The following is a 16,686-nucleotide window of genomic DNA, read 5'->3' on the forward strand; positions in this document are numbered from 1 at the left end:
CAACAACTTGGTAGGAGGACGACCTATTGGCCCACCTACTGCTACTTAGCAATCATGCCGAAAACGCGGCCGAAGTTCTTCCCGCGCTCGAATTACTACTGCATGAGATTTCTTTCCTTCCTGCAACCACCGAATCGCTGAGTCAGGTTCCAGAATGTGACGCTGTCATTTTGGACGCTCGCACCGACCTGATTCCAGCCCGTTCGCTGGCACAGATCCTGCATGCAAACCTGCACCTTCCGCTACTGCTGGTTGTCAGTGAAGGCGCGTTGGGTATTTTGAATTCCGAATGGCATGCCGCTGATTTCCTTTTGCCTTCGGCTATTCCGGCTGAACTTGATGCTCGCATCCGACTGATGCTCGCAGCGATCCCAGAAGCATCAGTAGCACCGGTGGCTGCCGAAAACACCACGGGACTGCGCATCGATGAGCTCAGCTACACGGCTCGGATTGATAACCGCATGTTGGATCTGACGTACAAGGAATTTGAGCTGCTCAAGTACCTAGCTCAGTTCCCTGGTCGAGTCTTCACCCGCGAGCAGCTGCTGCACGAGGTCTGGGGCTACGACTACTACGGAGGCACTCGCACGGTGGACGTTCACGTTCGTCGCCTGCGCGCCAAATTGGGCACTGATCACGAACAACTCATCGGAACAGTTCGTAACGTCGGCTACCGTTTCCATACCGAATCATAACTTTCAGCTAATTTATGGCGGGTTCATTCCTTTACCGACTATCGTGAAGATATGAGTGAACTGCCACAGACCACAGTATCGATTCACCAAGTATCTGACGAGCTTGATGAGCGCACGCTAAGTGACGTACGCCAGCTTGCTAAAGACTCCTTAAACGTTGATGGCAATCCGCCGCTGAGCGACCAGACTCTGGTCGCTCTAGCGGCCGATGATGCCAGTGAAAATATCATTACCCTGCTGGCAGAAGTTGGCGAAGGCACTGAATCAGTGCTCGCCGGTATTGCCGTAGTTGTGCGCGAAGCCGCCGACCAGCCATGGGTACTGGAAGTAGTAGTGCATCCCGATCACCGTAAAACTGGAATTGGTCGTGCGCTGCTCACCAAGCTCAGCGAACTGATCGATTTGCCCCAGGCTCAGGCATGGGCGCACGGAGATCATGAAGCCGCTAAGAAGCTTGCCTCGCGTATTGGCATGAGCCGCGTACGCGAGCTATACCGGATGCGCCGCGAAGGTACCGACTTCCTCGAAGAAGCCCCGGTTGATCGCCGAATCAGCGTTCGTTCCTTCCGCGTTGGAGAAGATGAACCAGCGTGGCTCGAATCCAATTCGCAGGCCTTTGTACATCACCCAGAGCAGGGCTCACTGACCCTCAGTGACCTTGAAGCACGAATGGCCGAAGATTGGTTTGACCCTTCCGGCTTCTTCTTAGCATTTAATGCAGAGCAGAAGCTCGTCGCCTACCACTGGACCAAGATCCATCAGTCCTCGGGTGAATCCATTCGCCCTACCGGCGAGGTCTACGTTGTTGGTGTTGTTCCCGAAGCCCAGGGCATGGGCCTCGGCCGCTCACTAACCACCACCGGAATCAACTACCTTTTAGAGCAGGGCGTGGACGCGGTCATTCTCTACGTTGATGCCGAAAATGAAGCAGCCGTCAAGCTCTACCGCTCCCTTGGCTTCACACTTTGGGATGCAGACATTATGTACGGCCCGCAGCCGATAGACTAGTGATACTGGCGGTCCCATGTACTAACTGGGACCGCCTTCACAAGGTGTTTTGACATCTACTCGCAAGAAGAAATGAGTTCAGCAGATGACTAGCTCCCCCAAGGAAACTACTCCTCGTCTAAGTGATGTTCCCTCCTCCAAAGTTAATGAGGACAGAATTGAACCCGCTGAAGTCATTCCGGCTCCACAGCTGGACGGCGAGTTTCACAACGAGCGATTCCTTGACCGTGAACTGAGCTGGTTGCACTTCAACGCCCGCGTTTTAGAACTTGCTGAAGACACCACCTTGCCGTTGCTGGAACGCGTGAACTTCCTGTCGATTTTTGCTTCCAACCTTGACGAATTTTTCATGGTTCGCGTCGCTGGCCTCAAGCGTCGTATTGCGGCCGGGCTCGCGGTTCCCGCACCTAACGGCATGAGCCCAGTAGACCAACTGGAATTGTTGCTCTCTTCGGCTCACGCATTGCAGACCCGCCACGCTAACGTCTTCTCCGAGGCGGTTTCTCCAGACCTCGCTGAGCACGGCATCCGCATCACCACCTGGGATCAGCTTTCCGATGGTGAGCACGACATTCTTTCCAAATGGTTTGTCTCCCAGGTCTTCCCGGTGCTCACCCCACTGGCCGTTGACCCAGCTCACCCGTTCCCCTACATCTCCGGCTTGTCGCTAAACCTTGCTGTGGTTGTACGCAATCCTTTGACCGGCAAGCAGCTCTTTGCCCGACTTAAGGTGCCCGATACCATTGCTCGTTTGATCAGCATCGATGGCACCCGCGCAGCGCATTCTTCGCACAAGACCGCTCGCTTCATTCCGCTCGAAGCGCTCATTGCAGTGCATCTTGAGATGCTCTTCCCAGGCATGGAAATCGTGGAGCACCACTTCTTCCGTGTGACTCGTAACGAGGATCTGGAAGTTGAAGAAGACGACGCTGAGAACCTGCTTCAGGCTCTCGAGAAGGAATTGCTGCGTCGTCGCTTTGGCCCACCGGTTCGATTGGAAGTTGCTGATGACATCAACTCCGAAATCATGGAGTTGCTGACCAGGGAACTGGGTGTTGAGGAAGACGAAGTCTTCAAACTACCTGCTCCCCTCGATCTTCGTGGTCTCGGCGTCATCGCCTCACTGGATCGCGCAGAGCTGCACTACCCAAAGCACATGGGACACACCTCCCGCTACCTGAACGAGTCGGAGACGGCCAAGGCCGCCAACGTCTTTGCTGCTGTGCGTCGCCGCGACATTTTGCTGCACCACCCTTACGATTCTTTCTCCACCAGTGTCCAGGCGTTCTTGGAACAGGCTGCCGCTGACCCTAAGGTCATGGCCATCAAGCAGACCTTGTACCGCACCAGTGGTGATTCACCGATCGTTGATGCCTTGATTGATGCTGCAGAAGCAGGCAAACAGGTTCTGGCATTGGTAGAAATCAAGGCCCGCTTTGATGAGCAGGCCAACATCAGCTGGGCCAGGAAACTGGAACAGGCTGGCGTGCACGTGGTTTACGGCATTGTCGGGTTGAAGACTCACTCCAAGCTGTCCTTGGTAGTGCGTCGTGAGGGTGACAAGCTGCGCCGCTACTGCCACATCGGTACCGGTAACTACCACCCACGCACTGCCCGATACTATGAAGACTTCGGCTTGCTCACCTGTGATGACGCCGTAGGTGAAGACGTTTCAAAGCTGTTCAACCAGCTGTCTGGCTATGCACCACGCTCAACCTACAGCCGCTTGCTCGTTGCCCCTCGTTCGGTGCGCACCGGTTTGCTCACGCATATCGAGAATGAAATCTCCAACGCAAAGTCCGGCATTGACGCCAAGGTAGTCATCAAGGTCAATTCGATCGTTGATGAAGTCATCATTGACGCTCTGTACCGAGCCAGCCAAGCCGGCGTCAAGGTTGAAGTCATTGTCCGTGGCATCTGTGCACTGCGCCCCGGAGTGCCTGGACTCAGCGATAATATACAGGTGCGTTCCATCTTGGGCCGCTTCCTGGAGCACAGCCGCGTCTTCATGTTTGCTAACGCCGGAGAGCCACTGGTTTACATCGGTTCTGCAGACATGATGCACCGCAACTTGGACCGCCGAGTTGAGGCCTTGGTGTCTTTGCGCAACCAAGAAGACGTGGATGACTTGATCCACCAGCTTGGCCTGTACATGGATGACAAGACCGCTTCATGGCACCTGAACTCTAATGGGGAATGGATTCGCTATTCTCAGGATGAAGAAGGCAACCCACTGACCGATGTTCAGTTCTGGCTCATCGAAGAGCATGCCCGCCGTCGCAATAGTGGGCGTAACAGCTAGTGGCCGAGCTTGAACTGCGCGATCCTCATGCCAGAGTTCGTGAAATTATCCGCTCAGTAGATGCCGATGAAATTTCCCTCGGCGACTATGAAATCATCGCTGCGGGCGCGATCCCTTGGCGGATCCTTGATGGAAAACTTCAGGTTTTGCTCATCCATCGTCCAAAGTATGACGATTGGTCCTGGCCTAAGGGCAAGCTGGATCCGGGTGAGTCCATTGCTGAATGCGCTATCCGTGAAGTACGTGAGGAAATTGGTCTTCGCATTGCTCTGGGCATTCCGCTCTCGGCGACGGCTTACTCGGTCAAGAACAAGTCAAAAGTTGTCTATTACTGGGCAGCCAAGACTGATCCACTGACTGTTATTCAGCCCGACGGTGGTGAATGCGATGAGACCAAGTGGATGAGCGTGAAGAAGGCTCGGGAAATGTTGACCAACCCGACCGATGCACAACCACTGGAAGATTTGGCTAAGGCACATAAGAACGAGACGCTCAACGCCCAACCGGTGTTGATTGTCCGCCATGCCAAGGCCAAACCACGAGGCAACTGGACCAAAGCGGAAGGTGAACGCCCTTTGGCGGCCACCGGACGACGTCAGGCTCAGGCCGTTTCGCGCATGCTTGAAGCGTGGCAGCCAGCGTTCATTGCCACCTCGCCGTGGGTTCGTTGCGTTCAGACGCTGGCTCCCTACGCGGCCTTGCACGCAATGAAGATGAGGAACGTCAAGGCACTGACCGAACACGCGGCCACACGTCACCCCGAACGTGCCCGCAAGGCGGTGCAGAAGCTTTTTAATAAGTACCGTTCTCAAGCTATTTGTACTCACCGACCGGTGTTGCCATTTGTCTTGGAAGTTCTCGCTAAGAACTCCACACCGGAACTGGCCAAGGCCTTACCCACGGTGGATCCTTATCTGGAACCCGGATCAATCATCGTGGCCCAACAGGTTGCTGGAGCAAAGCCACGCATGGTGTCCTTTGAAATCCACGTGCCTTACCACGATTAGTCGCTAGCTTCGCCCGGCAATTTTTGCCGGGCTTTGCTGTACCCGGATGAAGTACCCAAACCCGTTGCATCTGGCTCCGATTAGGGCTAAGACTGTACTAAGCACTTCACACGCATCGGAAAACGAGGTATCGCCATGACTGCCCAGCAGCCAACTGACAAAGTTGTTCACCACGGTCTGCGCCTTGACCATGACGCAAGCCGAGGCCGTTTTTCGCTCTGGCATGGTTCCACGTTTGTTGGATTCATCGGTTACCACCAAGAAGATGATGTGGTCACCATCCAGCACACCATTGTGAATGAAGAGTTTGGTCGCCGCGGTTATGCCCGTGCTCTAGTTACTTTGGTTCTGGATCGATTCAGAAATGAAGGGCTGAAGATCATTCCGGAGTGCAGCTACGTGCAGGATTACCTGCGCCGCTATCCGGAATACAACGACATGGTGGTTCAGCCCGGCTAGCTTTGGACGCTGCCTTCATCTCTGCGATGCTTCTCATCCTCGGCGGATGTTCCCGCCGAGGACATGGTGAACTAAACTTGGGTGCGTGAACATCGCGACCCCATACGAAGACCTGCTCAAAGACGTGTTGGAAAACGGCACGTCTAAAGAAGACCGCACCGGGACTGGAACTCTTTCCGTCTTTGGTCGTCAGATCCGCTTTGATCTTCAGGATTCGTTCCCGCTAGTCACCACCAAGCGCGTACATTTTAAGTCCGTTGCAGCTGAACTTCTGTGGTTCCTGCGCGGGGAATCCAATGTGCAGTGGTTGCAGGACAACGGCGTGCGCATCTGGAACGAATGGGCCGATGAAGACGGTGAACTCGGCCCGGTATACGGCGTACAGTGGCGCAGCTGGCCAACCCCAGACGGTGGCCACATCGATCAAATCTCTGAACTGGTCGACGCATTACGCAACAACCCAGACTCCCGCCGGCACATCGTCTCGGCCTGGAACGTCTCGGAAATCAAGAACATGGCGTTGCCTCCTTGCCACGTCTTCTTCCAGTTCTACGTCGCGGACGGCAAGCTCTCCTGCCAGCTATATCAGCGCAGTGCAGACATGTTCTTGGGCGTTCCCTTTAATATTGCGTCCTACGCGCTACTCACCTGCATGCTCGCACAGCAGCTGGATCTTGAACCCGGTGAATTCATTTGGACCGGCGGTGACGTTCACATCTACACCAACCACTTGGAGCAGGTGAAGGAACAGCTGTCCCGCGATCCTTACCCATACCCAACGTTGAGCTTCAATTCAAAGCCTGAGTCGATTTTCGATTACACGCTTGAAGACTTCACGATCAACGATTATCAGCACCACCCGACGATCAAGGGAAAAGTCGCCGTATGACCCAAGAGTCACGCCACGCGAACCAGCTTGAACCAATGCTCGGCGCTATCTGGGCCCAAGCAAACAACGGGATTATTGGTGACCAAGGCTCCATGCCATGGCACGTGCCCGAAGACTTGGCACACTTCAAGCGCGTCACCGCCGGTCATCCGGTCATTATGGGACGAGCTACGTGGAATTCATTTCCTGCCAAGTACCGTCCACTGCCAGGGCGCACCAACATTGTCTTAACCTGTCAGGCTGAGGCTCACGAGCAACTTCGCAACGAAGGCGCCGTCATAGCAACTAGCCTCGAAACGGCACTGACTTTGGCCCGTGAGGCCAAGGGCGGAGAAGAAGTCTGGATCATCGGTGGTGGCAAGGTTTACGCCCAAGCATTGTCCATGCTGGACGTTGCAGTGATTACCAAGCTGGATGTAGATCCGGCAGGTGATACTTCTGCTCCGGTGCTGTCTAAAGACTTTGTTATGGGAACCAGCGACCCTTCGGTTGAATCGACAGAACCCGAATGGCACGTCTCCTCCAGCGGAACCCGATACCGCTTTGAAACCTGGCTGCGTCAGAAGGACTAATACACCCATGAAAAAATACATTGGCGAGCTTAAGGCACACCCCGAGGCGCTCTTCGTCTTGGGCTACATGCTCTTCCCACTCCTGGCGCTTGTTGTTGCGGTATTGGGATTCTTCATGGTCTTAGGTGGCTACAAGATTCTTGGCCTGATCCTCCTACTGGTGCCGGCACAGATATTCATCTTCGCGGCAGTGTGGGCGATCAATAATCGCAAGAGAGCACTTGAGGAAAAGTAAAACTTTTGCTGTACACAATCACACCTGAACCCTTCTGGGGCTTGGGTGTGATTCTGCTTTAACTCCTGTAACGAACCGGGCTCCGTTGGCCAAACGCCCCTACGATGGATACATGACTTCATCTGTTGGTTTTGTAGGTTACCGTGGCATGGTCGGCTCCGTGCTGATGCAGCGCATGGTTGACGAGGGCGACTTTGCTCAGATTAATCCGGTGTTTTTCTCGACTTCGAATGCCGGCGGCAACGCCCCAGCATTCGCTGAAGGAGCCGGGGCCCTAGAGGATGCTTATGACATCCAGACCCTGTCCAAGCTGCCGATTATCGTCACCGCACAGGGTGGGGACTACACCTCCAAGGTCCACGCTGAGCTTCGTAAGTCCGGCTGGGACGGCCTGTGGATCGATGCAGCCTCGACGCTGCGCATGAATGATGATTCGGTCATCGTTTTGGATCCAGTTAACCGCAATGTCATTGACCAGTCCCTAGCCTCTGGCGTCAAGGACTTTGTGGGCGGTAACTGCACCGTTTCTTGCATGCTGATGGGCTTGGGCGGCTTGTTCAAGAACAACTTGGTTGAGTGGGGCACCGCCATGACCTACCAGGCAGCTTCCGGCGGCGGAGCACGCCACATGCGCGAACTGCTCAACCAGTTCGGTGACATCAACGCGTCGGTAGCTTCTGAACTTGTTGACCCAGCAAGCGCCATCTTGGACATTGACCGCAAGGTTCTTGAAACCCAACGCGGTGGCTTGGACGCTGCCCAGTTCGGTGTTCCCCTCGGTGGATCCCTCATCCCTTGGATCGACGCGGACTTGGGCAATGGCCAGTCCCGCGAAGAGTGGAAAGCCGGCGCAGAAACCAACAAGATTCTGCAGACCTCAGGCGAGAACAACATCATCATGGACGGACTGTGCGTGCGCATCGGTGCGATGCGTTCACACTCGCAGGCACTGACCTTGAAGCTCAAGGAAGATCTGCCAGTAGCTGAGATCGAATCCTTGCTGGCTGCAGATAACCAGTGGACCAAGGTTGTTCCTAATGAAAAGGAAGCAACCATGAATCAGCTAACCCCAGTGGCTGCTTCAGGTACTTTGGATATCCCTGTGGGACGTATCCGCAAGCTAGAAATGGGTCCAGAGTACATCTCGGCGTTCACCGTCGGTGACCAGCTGCTCTGGGGAGCTGCTGAGCCCCTACGTCGTATGCTGGCTATCGCTCAGGGCCGTCTCTAATCCCGGAGTAAAAGACCTCATACAAAAAGCACGGTCCGGAACAATTGTTCCGGACCGTGCTTTGTTTTGCGTCTAGCTGGACCACTGATCACGTAATACCGAGAAGATGACCTGATCGTGCCAGGCTCCTGCACGCCATTGCGCCTGGCGAATGATTCCCTCTTGGTGGAAGCCAAGCTTCTCAAGACACCGACGTTCAGCAGTGTTCTCCAACGCTGTCGTGGCTTGGATTCGATGCTGTGGGTAGTGGGCAAACAAGTAATCAATTAACAAGCGCTGCGCCTGCGTACCAAAACCTTGGCCACGGAACGGCTCAAAAATACCAATGGCAATTTCCCAGCACGCGGAGGTGTTGGCGCGGCCCCAGTTGGTGATTGTGAACCAATCGACCTTGCCGATGGTGCGCTCCCCCAGACAGATGGCCAAAGCGCCGTCGTTGCTGCCAATGAATTGATCTTGGTCCAGCCTGGTGCGCAGCTTGGTCGTGTCCCAAAACCCGAACCATTGAGCTTCGCCAGCACCCTGAACAGATTGAAATTGCTCTTCTAGTAGGTCAATATCTTCAGCAGTTAGTTTTCGTAGCGATAGCTCAGCCATGCCAACACTCCTCGGTAAGGTTTTGATATCCGTTAGTGCAGTGGCTTAGAGCTCAAGACCAATCAGCAACGGTTCATTGACCAACATAATGCCAAAGCGTTCGTTAACACCGGCCTGCACGGCACGCGCAATGGCAACGATGTCGTTGGCACTGGCCTCGCCACGGTTGGTGATGGCCAGCGTGTGCTTGGTAGACAGTGAGGCACGCCCCTGAGCCACCGAGAACCCATAGGTGCCCTCCAAGCCATAGCCCTTGGTGAATCCGGCTTGGTCGATCAGCCAGGCAGCCGACAGCTTTACAAAGCCTTCTTGAGCCACTGGATAGTTTGGCGCATTCTCCGGCAAGCTCTGCAGTACCGAAGCTTCAACGATGGGGTTGGTGAAGAATGACCCGGTGGAGTGCGAATCAGCATCCTTTGGGTCATAGACCATGCCCTTGGACCGGCGTAGCTCAAGAACTCGCTGGCGTACCGACAAGGCATCGGCGCGCTCACCTGGCTCTACATTAAGTTGACGGGCTAGCTCAGCGTACCGAATAGGCGCAGACTGGCTATCTCGTTCAAGCAAGAACGCAACTTCGAGCACTACGTAACGTGGGGATCCGTTGTTGCTGGTGCGCTTGATCAGCGAATCACGGTAGGCAAACTCAAGTTCTGCATTCTGCATCTTGAGCACCTGGCTGGTCTGCCGATCATAAACTCGCACCCACGCCAGCGACTGAGAAACATCTGCGCCATAGGCGCCAACGTTCTGTACCGGAGTGGCCCCAGCATTGCCCGGGATGCCAGACAGTGCTTCCAGCCCGCTCAGACCCTGAACTAGGCTGAACTCCACCGTCGTGTCCCAGCTTTCACCGGCGGCAGCGCGCAACAAAACTTTGCCGTTAGGTTGCTCATCGAGGTGCAAACCGCGGGTGGCAATCTGCACGGCCACGCCGGCGTAGCCTTCATCGCTGATCACCAAGTTAGAGCCACCGCCAATGAGCAGGACGTTATGGCCTGCGCTGTCGGCGGCAGCAACGGCTTGCGCCAGTTCGGCTTCGCTGGTGGCGGTAAGCATTTGGTTTGCCGATCCACCCACGCGGGTGGTAGTCAGATTCTTCAGCATTGATTCAAGGTACTTTCAGTGTCGAGGCAATTGCTGCACGCCAAGGCAACAGTCTAGTTATCGGTGCGTTTTTCGTCTTGTGGGTATCCGGCAGTGTTTTTGGAAAGCATAAAGGCCAGAACGATCAGCAGGGAAATTGAACCCAAGGCTGGCAACAGACCTATCGCCCCTGCCAACAAGCCCAATAGCGGCGGGCCGCCCAAGAAGGCGCCGTAGCCAATGGTTGATACCACAGCTACTCGGGTTGCCGAATGCAGTGGGTCATCCGATGCTGCGCTCATGGCCAGTGGGAAGGTCAGTGCAGCACCAATGCCCCAGACCACCAGCGCGGCAAACGCCAGCGGAAGGTTATGGCCAAAGGCAAAGATCAGAACGCCAACAAAGGCACAGATGGCGCTGGCCCGAATCATGATGACTCGTCCCAGACGCAAGATCAAGTCACCGGAGAGCAAACGAGTCAGCGTCATGGCGGTGACAAATACACCGTAGCCCACGGCTCCGGTGGCTTCGCTGGTTCCATAACCATCTGCCAGGGCAAGAGCTACCCAGTCCCCTGCTGCACCTTCGGCGAGCGCCATGCCCAAGACCAAGATGCCCAGCAGGACGGTTTGTGGTTCTTTCCATGCACGCGACAGCGACGGGCCGCTGGAGGTTCTCGGGGTACGGCTGAAATCTTCACCATAGAATCGGGAGCTGTAGAGAACAGTGCCGACAATGATCAGACCCATGAGCAGGTAGTGGTACTGCAACGGCAGCCCCATATGGGCTGCTAGCGCGCCGAGGCCTGCGCCAATCACGGTGCCGATAGAGAAGAAGCCATGCAACGCCGGCATGATGCTCTTGCTCAGTGCGCGTTCCATCACTGCGCCCTGGACGTTAGAGGCTACATTCCATGAGGCTGATCCGAGCCCCTGGGTGAACAGGAAGACACCGGTGGCAACGGCACTGCCAAAGACGCCGGTGCTTACGCCAACAAGGATGAGGGAAGCACCGCTGAGGGTGGCGGCAATGCGCATCACGTTGGCTGCGCCGAGGCGCAGCACCAGTTGACCGGAGACCGAGACGGACAGGAAGGATCCTGCGCTCATGCAGAGCAAGAGCAACCCGACAGTGGCGTGGTCAAGGTCCAGTGCGTCGCGTACTGCTGGCAGTCGCGATACCAAGGCGGAAATCAGTAGACCGCTGGCCAGGTAGGCGGCCATCAGTGCGTTGCGCCAGTGTATTACCGACGGTTGCGCATTACCGGATAGGGGCATCTTTAGAGCTGCACCACAACTTGGCACTTGAGCAGTACCTTGCTGTCATTGGCAGTAACGGCCAAGTCGATGCGTGCTGTGCGCTTTTCGTCATCTAGCGCGCCAACTTTGCCTTCAACAAAAATGCTGGTGCCCTCGTAGTCAGCTGGGTTGCTACCCTCTGGGTCTTCAACTACTACCGGCTTGGTGAAGCGTGTTTGGTAGTCGATGATCGCTCCTGGGTTTCCTACCCATTGTGAGACGAGGTCTACCACCGAACCCATGGTGAACATGCCGTGAGCAATTACCGATGGAAGTTCTACTTCTTTGGCGAAGCGTTCATTCCAGTGGATCGGGTTGAAGTCTCCGGAGGCCCCGGCATAACGAACGAGGTCCGCACGGTTGACCTTGACGGTGTGGGAACCGATGACGGTTCCCTTTTCAAGAGTTTCGAATTCAATCATGCTTAGTCCTCAGCTCGTACCAGTAGCGACGAAACGGTAGTTGCGACCTTTTCGCCAGAGATGCTGGAGATTTCAGCGCGGGTGGTGATCATGGCACCGGCACCCATCTCACGTACCTGATCTACATACAGCTCAGCAATCAGCTCGTCGCCAGCCACAATCGGACGGTGGTGGGTAAAGCGCTGATCCGCGTGGACAACACGCGAGAAATCAATGCCCGACGCTGGGTCTGCAATCAGCTGCGCATCGGCACGCTGGGCGACGATGATGGCGAAAGTCGGCGGGGCGACAACATCGGAGTAGCCCAATTCCTGGGCGGCCTGCACATCGAAGTGGGCTGGCGACGTGGCCTTGGTGGCGTGTGCGAATTCGCGGATCTTTTCTCGTCCTACCTGGTAGGACTCGCCGGCGGGGAATACGCGCCCCACCAGTTCGGGATTGATGCCCATGGATTCTCCTGAACGTTGTTGTAACTGAAGATAACGTGCTGCAGCAAGTGTTCTCTGCCGTGGCCCGTCACCTGCCGTGTGGTCTTGGCTGAAACTTATTGTGCGTCGTCGGCTGAGCGCTTGGAGGCGCGTGGAGCGGCCAGTCCGTTCTCGATGCGCCACTGGCGGGCGTCCTTGGCGCGGACAACCATGCCGGCGATATGGCAGAGCATGCCCACGAGCATGATGCCGATGGCGGTGTATACCGTGGGCAAGGATGGAATGTTGGCTCCGATAATCGCCAGGATGATGCCGATTCCCATAATGGCCATAGCCGTGAAGACGAGCTTCTTATAGCGCGGTGAGGCCGCTTCCCAAGGAGTGTTGGTCATGAGTTCAAGTCTAGTTCAGCCCGCGCTTGAGCACTCAATGGTTATGCGGCATTTCCCCGTGACTCCACCAACAGGTCAACTTTGGGATTCCTAGAACAGGGCAGACTGTTCTTCCCGGAATTCTCCGCGCTCCTCTGCAATGTCCACTTGCCGGGTTTTGAGCTCGGCGGCATCAAGCAGGCGCAAGGTTGTGCCTTCTCCGCTGTCGGCCATGATGCTTTGGCCCAGAACCCCGCGGATGCGCAGCTTGTGCCGGGATCCGGGCACAGGCGTGGACCAGGCATGCAGGCTTCTGCTGTTCCAGGCATCAATCACCGGACGGGCGAAGCGTGGCTGTTCCCACAGCTCGTCACGCAGTTGGACACCATAGGTGTCCAGACCGCGTTGGGCAGCCAGGAAGTCACGGGCCTGGTTCGCGGCCTGCTGGTTGATGTCGTCAAGCTGCTGGTAGTCCAGTTCCCAGCCGATCAGTCCCTTGATCTTGGACTTTTGCCGCACCTGCTGGCTCAAGCCAACATGTTCTGTCACGAGGTCTTCCAGGACGCGGATGGCGGTGCCGTCGTTGGCGCGCGCGATATAGCGGGCAATCACAGCGCCCTGCTGCGCCAAGCGGGTCCATTGGCTTTGGGTCGAGGTGGTTCCGACCTTGGTGGCTCCGTGGGCGAAGCTGGCGATATACAGGAAATGCGGTTGTTCCAGGTATTTGCGCATGCCTTCGGGGGCTTCACCGGTCTTGTGGAATTGGTGCATGAATTTGGAGTGGTCCAGCCGGCGGCAGCTCACGCACTGGGTGCCGGTGCGCAGGGCCTTGGTTTTGGGGCAGGGCAGGACATTGCGTGAGCCGTCTCGATTCATGGTGATGTAGCCGAGGCAGAATTTCACCTCCCCTACATCCAAGCTCAGCGAGCGGTTCTGTTCGAGGTATTCGGTCTTCCAGTTCTCCGAGGTGCGCAGCCGGAGCATGGGCGCAGGTTCATGTTGCGAGAAGCTGATGCCGTGGCAGAGCTGCCGGGAAACGCTAGCGAGTTCCATCAATACCTTCCTGGAGTTACCCCTCCAACCTTAGGGCACGCCGCAGTGTCGGCTACAGTCCTGCATGCTCCAGCATGTGGTGGCGTCCTGCTGGCAGGATCAGCGGTTTGAGCGTGCTCGGGTCGGCAATCACCTGGCAATGCAGCCCGAACACTTCATGGACTACCTGCGCCGAGAGGATTTCTTCAGGCTTGCCCTGGGCGCGGATCGATCCGTCACGCAAGGCGATGAGGTGATCCGAGTAGCGGGCCGCCAGATTCAAGTCGTGCAGCACCATCACCACGGTCGTCCCGCGTTGCCGGTTCAAGTCGGTGAGCAGATCCAGCACATCCAGCTGGTGGCTGACGTCCAGGAAGGTGGTGGGCTCATCGAGCAGGAGGGTCTCGGTGCCCTGGGCCAGGGCCATGGCAATCCAAACGCGCTGGCGCTGGCCACCGGAAAGCTCGTCCACCGGGCGGTCAGCTAATTCCACTGTGTTGGTGACTTCGAGGGCTTCGGCCACCGCGGCATCGTCATCCTTGCTCCAGCGGGCAAAAAGCCCCTGGTGAGGTTGGCGGCCACGGCCCACGAGGTCTGCCACGGTGATGCCTTCTGGTGCAATGGGGTTTTGCGGCAGCAGGCCGAGCATCTTGGCCAGGGCCTTGGGCTGCATCCGGTGGATGTCTTTGCCATCTAGAAGCACCTGCCCTGTTTTGGGGCGCAGAAGCCTGGACATGGAGCGCAAGAGGGTGGATTTGCCGCAGGCGTTGGGCCCGACGATGCAAGTGATCTCGCCGGACGGGATAGCCAGTTCCAGGCCGTCGATGATGGTGCGTTCGCCGTATCCGACCTGCAGGTCTTGGACGGCCAGTTCACGAGGTGGCATTAGAGGGAGCCTCCAGCACGATTGGTTCGGATGATGAGGTAGACCAGATATGGGGCGCCGAGCACGCCGGTGATCACGCCTACCGGGAATCTGGTTCCCAACAGGTATTGGCCAGCGAAGTCCGCCACCAGCACGAGCAGCGCGCCGATCAGGGCCGCCGGGATGAGCTTTGATCCGCGGGCCCCGATCAGCCGGCTGGCGATGGGGCCGGAGAGGAAGGCCACGAACGCAATGGGGCCGGTGGCTGCAGTGGCGAAGGAGATCAGTCCGACGGCCGCCATGATCACCAGGATCCGCGTGCGTTCGACCCGCGTGCCCAGGGCCGCCGCGGTGTCGTCGCCCATCTGGAGGCTGTCCAGGTATCTTGTCTGGCTCAGCAGCAACGGTCCGAGGATGCCCAGGGCGATCAGCGCTGGCAGGGTCTCAGCCCAGGTGCTGCCGTTAAGGCTTCCGGTGAGCCAGCGGGTGGCTTCTTGCAGGTCCCATTGCCCGGCCTGGGTCAGCACCCAGCTGATCAGCGATTCCAGCATCGCGGCTACGCCGATGCCAACCAGGATCAACCGCGTACCGGCGGCCCCGCCCTTATAGGAGAGCAGGTAGATCAGCGTTGCGATGAGCAGTCCTGCGACGATGGCGAAGACGGAGACCACGGTGCCTGAGAGCGAGAGGATGACAATCGCGAAGGCCGCCGCAGCGGAGGCGCCGGTACTGATGCCGATGACGTCGGGGCTGGCCAATGGATTGCGCAGCAGGGTCTGGAAGCTCACTCCGGCCAAGCCGAAGCTCAAGCCGGCCACCAAGGCAATGGCGGTACGCGGCAGTCGCAGGGTGCCGACTGTGAAACTTGCGCCCGGGACCTTGTGGCCAAGGATCACTTGCCATACTTGGGCCGGTGAATAATTGGTCTGGCCTAGGCACAGGCTGGCGATGACCACAGCCAGCACCATCAGGCTAAGAATGGCAATGATGATCCGGCGTTGCCGGGCGCGTTGCCCGCGGGCAACGCGCAGCTGGTTGATCAGGGCTGCGCGTTCGCCAGTGCTCGTAGTCAGCGCATGGGTCGCGGCCTGCGTTGCGGCCTGTGGAGTGGATGTGTTCACAGTTCTCGTACCTTTGAACGGCGCACCATGAGAATGAAGACTGGCGCGCCAATCAGGGCGGTCAGGATGCCAACGTCGAGTTCTCCGGGCCGGGCGACGATGCGTCCGAGGATGTCGGAGAATACCAGCAAGCCAGCTCCTGCCAGCGTGGAGAAGGGCAGGAGCCATCGCTGGTCGACGCCCACCAGCAGACGGCACATATGAGGGACCACCAGTCCGACAAAACCGATCGGGCCTGCCATGGCGGTAGCAGCACCGCAGAGGATGACCGCCGACATTGCCGAGACGGCGCGGACCAGCATGACCTTTTCCCCGAGCCCGGCCGCGAGTTCATCCCCCAGGGCCAAGGAGTTCAGCGAATTGGCGCTGCCCATCGCAATGACTAGTCCCACGGCCAAGAAGGGCAGCATGGGCGCTACATTGGCGAAGGTCGCGCCGCCAACGCCGCCAATTTGCCACGAACGGATGATGTCGGCCAAATCCCCGCGGGGCAGCGAAATCGCGGTGACAAAGGATGTCAGCGCCGCCGAGGTTGCTGCGCCGGCCAGCGCTAATTTCAACGGGGTCGCTCCCCCGCGTCCCATGGAGCCGACCACGTAGACGAAAACCGCGGCAATGGCTCCGCCGAGGATCGCGGCCCAGATGTAGCCGTGGGCGGTGGTGACGCCGAACCAGGTGATGCCCATGACCACTGCGAGGGATGCGCCCATGTTGACCCCGAGGATGCTGGGGTCCGCTAGCGGATTCCTGGTCACCGCTTGCATGATCGCTCCGGAGAGCCCCAGGGCGGCGCCGATGACCAGCGCCAGGACAGTGCGGGGCACGCGTTTGGCGACTGCCGCTTGGGATACGTTGTCGCTGTGCCCCTGCAGCCCTTCCCAGATATCTGCCGGCGAGACGTTTCTGGCTCCGATGGCCACGGATCCTAGGGCCAGCGCAAGCAGGATGAGAATTGCCATAACCAGCCAGAACAGACGCCGGCGGCGTGGCTGGCGAATTTGTTCGCTAGCCACGCCGCGACGGGTCGCTACTTCATTCATAGTGAGGTGTTTCCCCGACCTTCAGCTT

At 57.5% G+C, this 16,686-nt stretch carries 19 protein-coding genes; 9 read left to right on the forward strand and 10 right to left on the reverse strand.

The features are described from left to right. The first annotated feature begins 26 nt into the window (after nt 1–26). From ACT3RW_RS12375 to asd, 9 genes are all read left to right on the forward strand, one after another. Complete coding sequence (locus ACT3RW_RS12375; RefSeq protein ID WP_131088812.1) at nt 27–695, forward strand: winged helix-turn-helix transcriptional regulator; 669 nt, start codon at nt 27–29, stop codon at nt 693–695. 51 nt (nt 696–746) lie between these two features. Beyond that, nucleotides 747–1,703 carry a mycothiol synthase gene (gene mshD / locus ACT3RW_RS12380; protein WP_444613942.1) on the forward strand — a complete coding sequence of 319 codons (957 nt, stop codon included), beginning with the start codon at nt 747–749 and terminating at the stop codon, nt 1,701–1,703. A gap of 85 nt (nt 1,704–1,788) precedes the next feature. Then, nucleotides 1,789–4,005 carry an RNA degradosome polyphosphate kinase gene (locus tag ACT3RW_RS12385; RefSeq protein ID WP_444613943.1) on the forward strand — a complete coding sequence of 739 codons (2,217 nt, stop codon included), beginning with the start codon at nt 1,789–1,791 and terminating at the stop codon, nt 4,003–4,005. Next, the gene (locus ACT3RW_RS12390; protein ID WP_444613944.1) at nt 4,005–5,012 is read left to right on the forward strand and encodes an NUDIX hydrolase; all 1,008 of its coding nucleotides are present in this window, start codon (nt 4,005–4,007) and stop codon (nt 5,010–5,012) included. The genes ACT3RW_RS12385 and ACT3RW_RS12390 overlap by 1 nt, the downstream gene beginning before the upstream one ends. A gap of 135 nt (nt 5,013–5,147) precedes the next feature. Beyond that, nucleotides 5,148–5,471, forward strand: a complete 324-nt coding sequence (locus tag ACT3RW_RS12395) for a GNAT family N-acetyltransferase (RefSeq protein WP_131088816.1) — start codon at nt 5,148–5,150, stop codon at nt 5,469–5,471. 85 nt (nt 5,472–5,556) lie between these two features. Further along, entirely contained in the window at nt 5,557–6,360 is an 804-nt protein-coding gene (locus tag ACT3RW_RS12400; RefSeq protein WP_444613945.1) for a thymidylate synthase, read from the forward strand. After that, nucleotides 6,357–6,932, forward strand: a complete 576-nt coding sequence (locus tag ACT3RW_RS12405; RefSeq protein ID WP_444613946.1) for a dihydrofolate reductase — start codon at nt 6,357–6,359, stop codon at nt 6,930–6,932. Before ACT3RW_RS12400 ends, ACT3RW_RS12405 begins: the two co-directional genes overlap by 4 nt. A gap of 7 nt (nt 6,933–6,939) precedes the next feature. Further along, nucleotides 6,940–7,167, forward strand: coding sequence for an NF038396 family protein (locus ACT3RW_RS12410; protein WP_131088819.1), 228 nt, complete (start codon nt 6,940–6,942; stop codon nt 7,165–7,167). Nucleotides 7,168–7,279: 112 nt separating this feature from the next. Next, a complete protein-coding gene (gene asd / locus ACT3RW_RS12415) occupies nt 7,280–8,398 on the forward strand; it encodes an aspartate-semialdehyde dehydrogenase (RefSeq protein ID WP_444613947.1) in 1,119 nt (372 codons plus the stop codon). 72 nt (nt 8,399–8,470) lie between these two features. Here asd and ACT3RW_RS12420 read toward each other — a convergent pair whose 3' ends face one another. The 10 genes from ACT3RW_RS12420 to ACT3RW_RS12465 form a co-directional block, all read right to left on the reverse strand. After that, nucleotides 8,471–8,995, reverse strand: coding sequence for a GNAT family N-acetyltransferase (locus tag ACT3RW_RS12420; RefSeq protein WP_444613948.1), 525 nt, complete (start codon nt 8,993–8,995; stop codon nt 8,471–8,473). Between the two features lie 45 nt (nt 8,996–9,040). Further along, on the reverse strand, nt 9,041–10,102 hold the full coding sequence (locus tag ACT3RW_RS12425) for a UDP-N-acetylmuramate dehydrogenase (RefSeq protein ID WP_444613949.1): 1,062 nt from the start codon (nt 10,100–10,102) through the stop codon (nt 9,041–9,043). A 53-nt stretch (nt 10,103–10,155) separates the two neighbouring features. Continuing rightward, complete coding sequence (locus ACT3RW_RS12430) at nt 10,156–11,358, reverse strand: MFS transporter (RefSeq protein ID WP_444613950.1); 1,203 nt, start codon at nt 11,356–11,358, stop codon at nt 10,156–10,158. A gap of 2 nt (nt 11,359–11,360) precedes the next feature. Next, nucleotides 11,361–11,801: a MaoC family dehydratase gene (locus tag ACT3RW_RS12435; RefSeq protein ID WP_131088824.1), complete on the reverse strand. Its 441-nt coding sequence runs from the start codon at nt 11,799–11,801 to the stop codon at nt 11,361–11,363. 2 nt (nt 11,802–11,803) lie between these two features. Further along, nucleotides 11,804–12,250 (reverse strand): FAS1-like dehydratase domain-containing protein, encoded by a 447-nt coding sequence (locus tag ACT3RW_RS12440; protein WP_444613951.1) that lies wholly within the window; start codon nt 12,248–12,250, stop codon nt 11,804–11,806. 95 nt (nt 12,251–12,345) lie between these two features. After that, nucleotides 12,346–12,621 carry a hypothetical protein gene (locus tag ACT3RW_RS12445; protein ID WP_022874178.1) on the reverse strand — a complete coding sequence of 92 codons (276 nt, stop codon included), beginning with the start codon at nt 12,619–12,621 and terminating at the stop codon, nt 12,346–12,348. A 90-nt stretch (nt 12,622–12,711) separates the two neighbouring features. Next, on the reverse strand, nt 12,712–13,653 hold the full coding sequence (locus tag ACT3RW_RS12450) for a DUF2797 domain-containing protein (protein WP_444613952.1): 942 nt from the start codon (nt 13,651–13,653) through the stop codon (nt 12,712–12,714). A gap of 52 nt (nt 13,654–13,705) precedes the next feature. Further along, on the reverse strand, nt 13,706–14,518 hold the full coding sequence (locus ACT3RW_RS12455; RefSeq protein ID WP_444613953.1) for an ABC transporter ATP-binding protein: 813 nt from the start codon (nt 14,516–14,518) through the stop codon (nt 13,706–13,708). Beyond that, entirely contained in the window at nt 14,518–15,618 is a 1,101-nt protein-coding gene (locus ACT3RW_RS12460; RefSeq protein WP_444613954.1) for a FecCD family ABC transporter permease, read from the reverse strand. The genes ACT3RW_RS12455 and ACT3RW_RS12460 overlap by 1 nt, the downstream gene beginning before the upstream one ends. Continuing rightward, complete coding sequence (locus tag ACT3RW_RS12465) at nt 15,615–16,658, reverse strand: FecCD family ABC transporter permease (RefSeq protein WP_444613955.1); 1,044 nt, start codon at nt 16,656–16,658, stop codon at nt 15,615–15,617. Before ACT3RW_RS12465 ends, ACT3RW_RS12460 begins: the two co-directional genes overlap by 4 nt. Nucleotides 16,659–16,686 lie beyond the last annotated feature (28 nt).

The sequence above is a fragment of the Glutamicibacter sp. AOP5-A2-18 genome (assembly GCF_052446055.1).
Taxonomy (GTDB): domain Bacteria; phylum Actinomycetota; class Actinomycetes; order Actinomycetales; family Micrococcaceae; genus Glutamicibacter.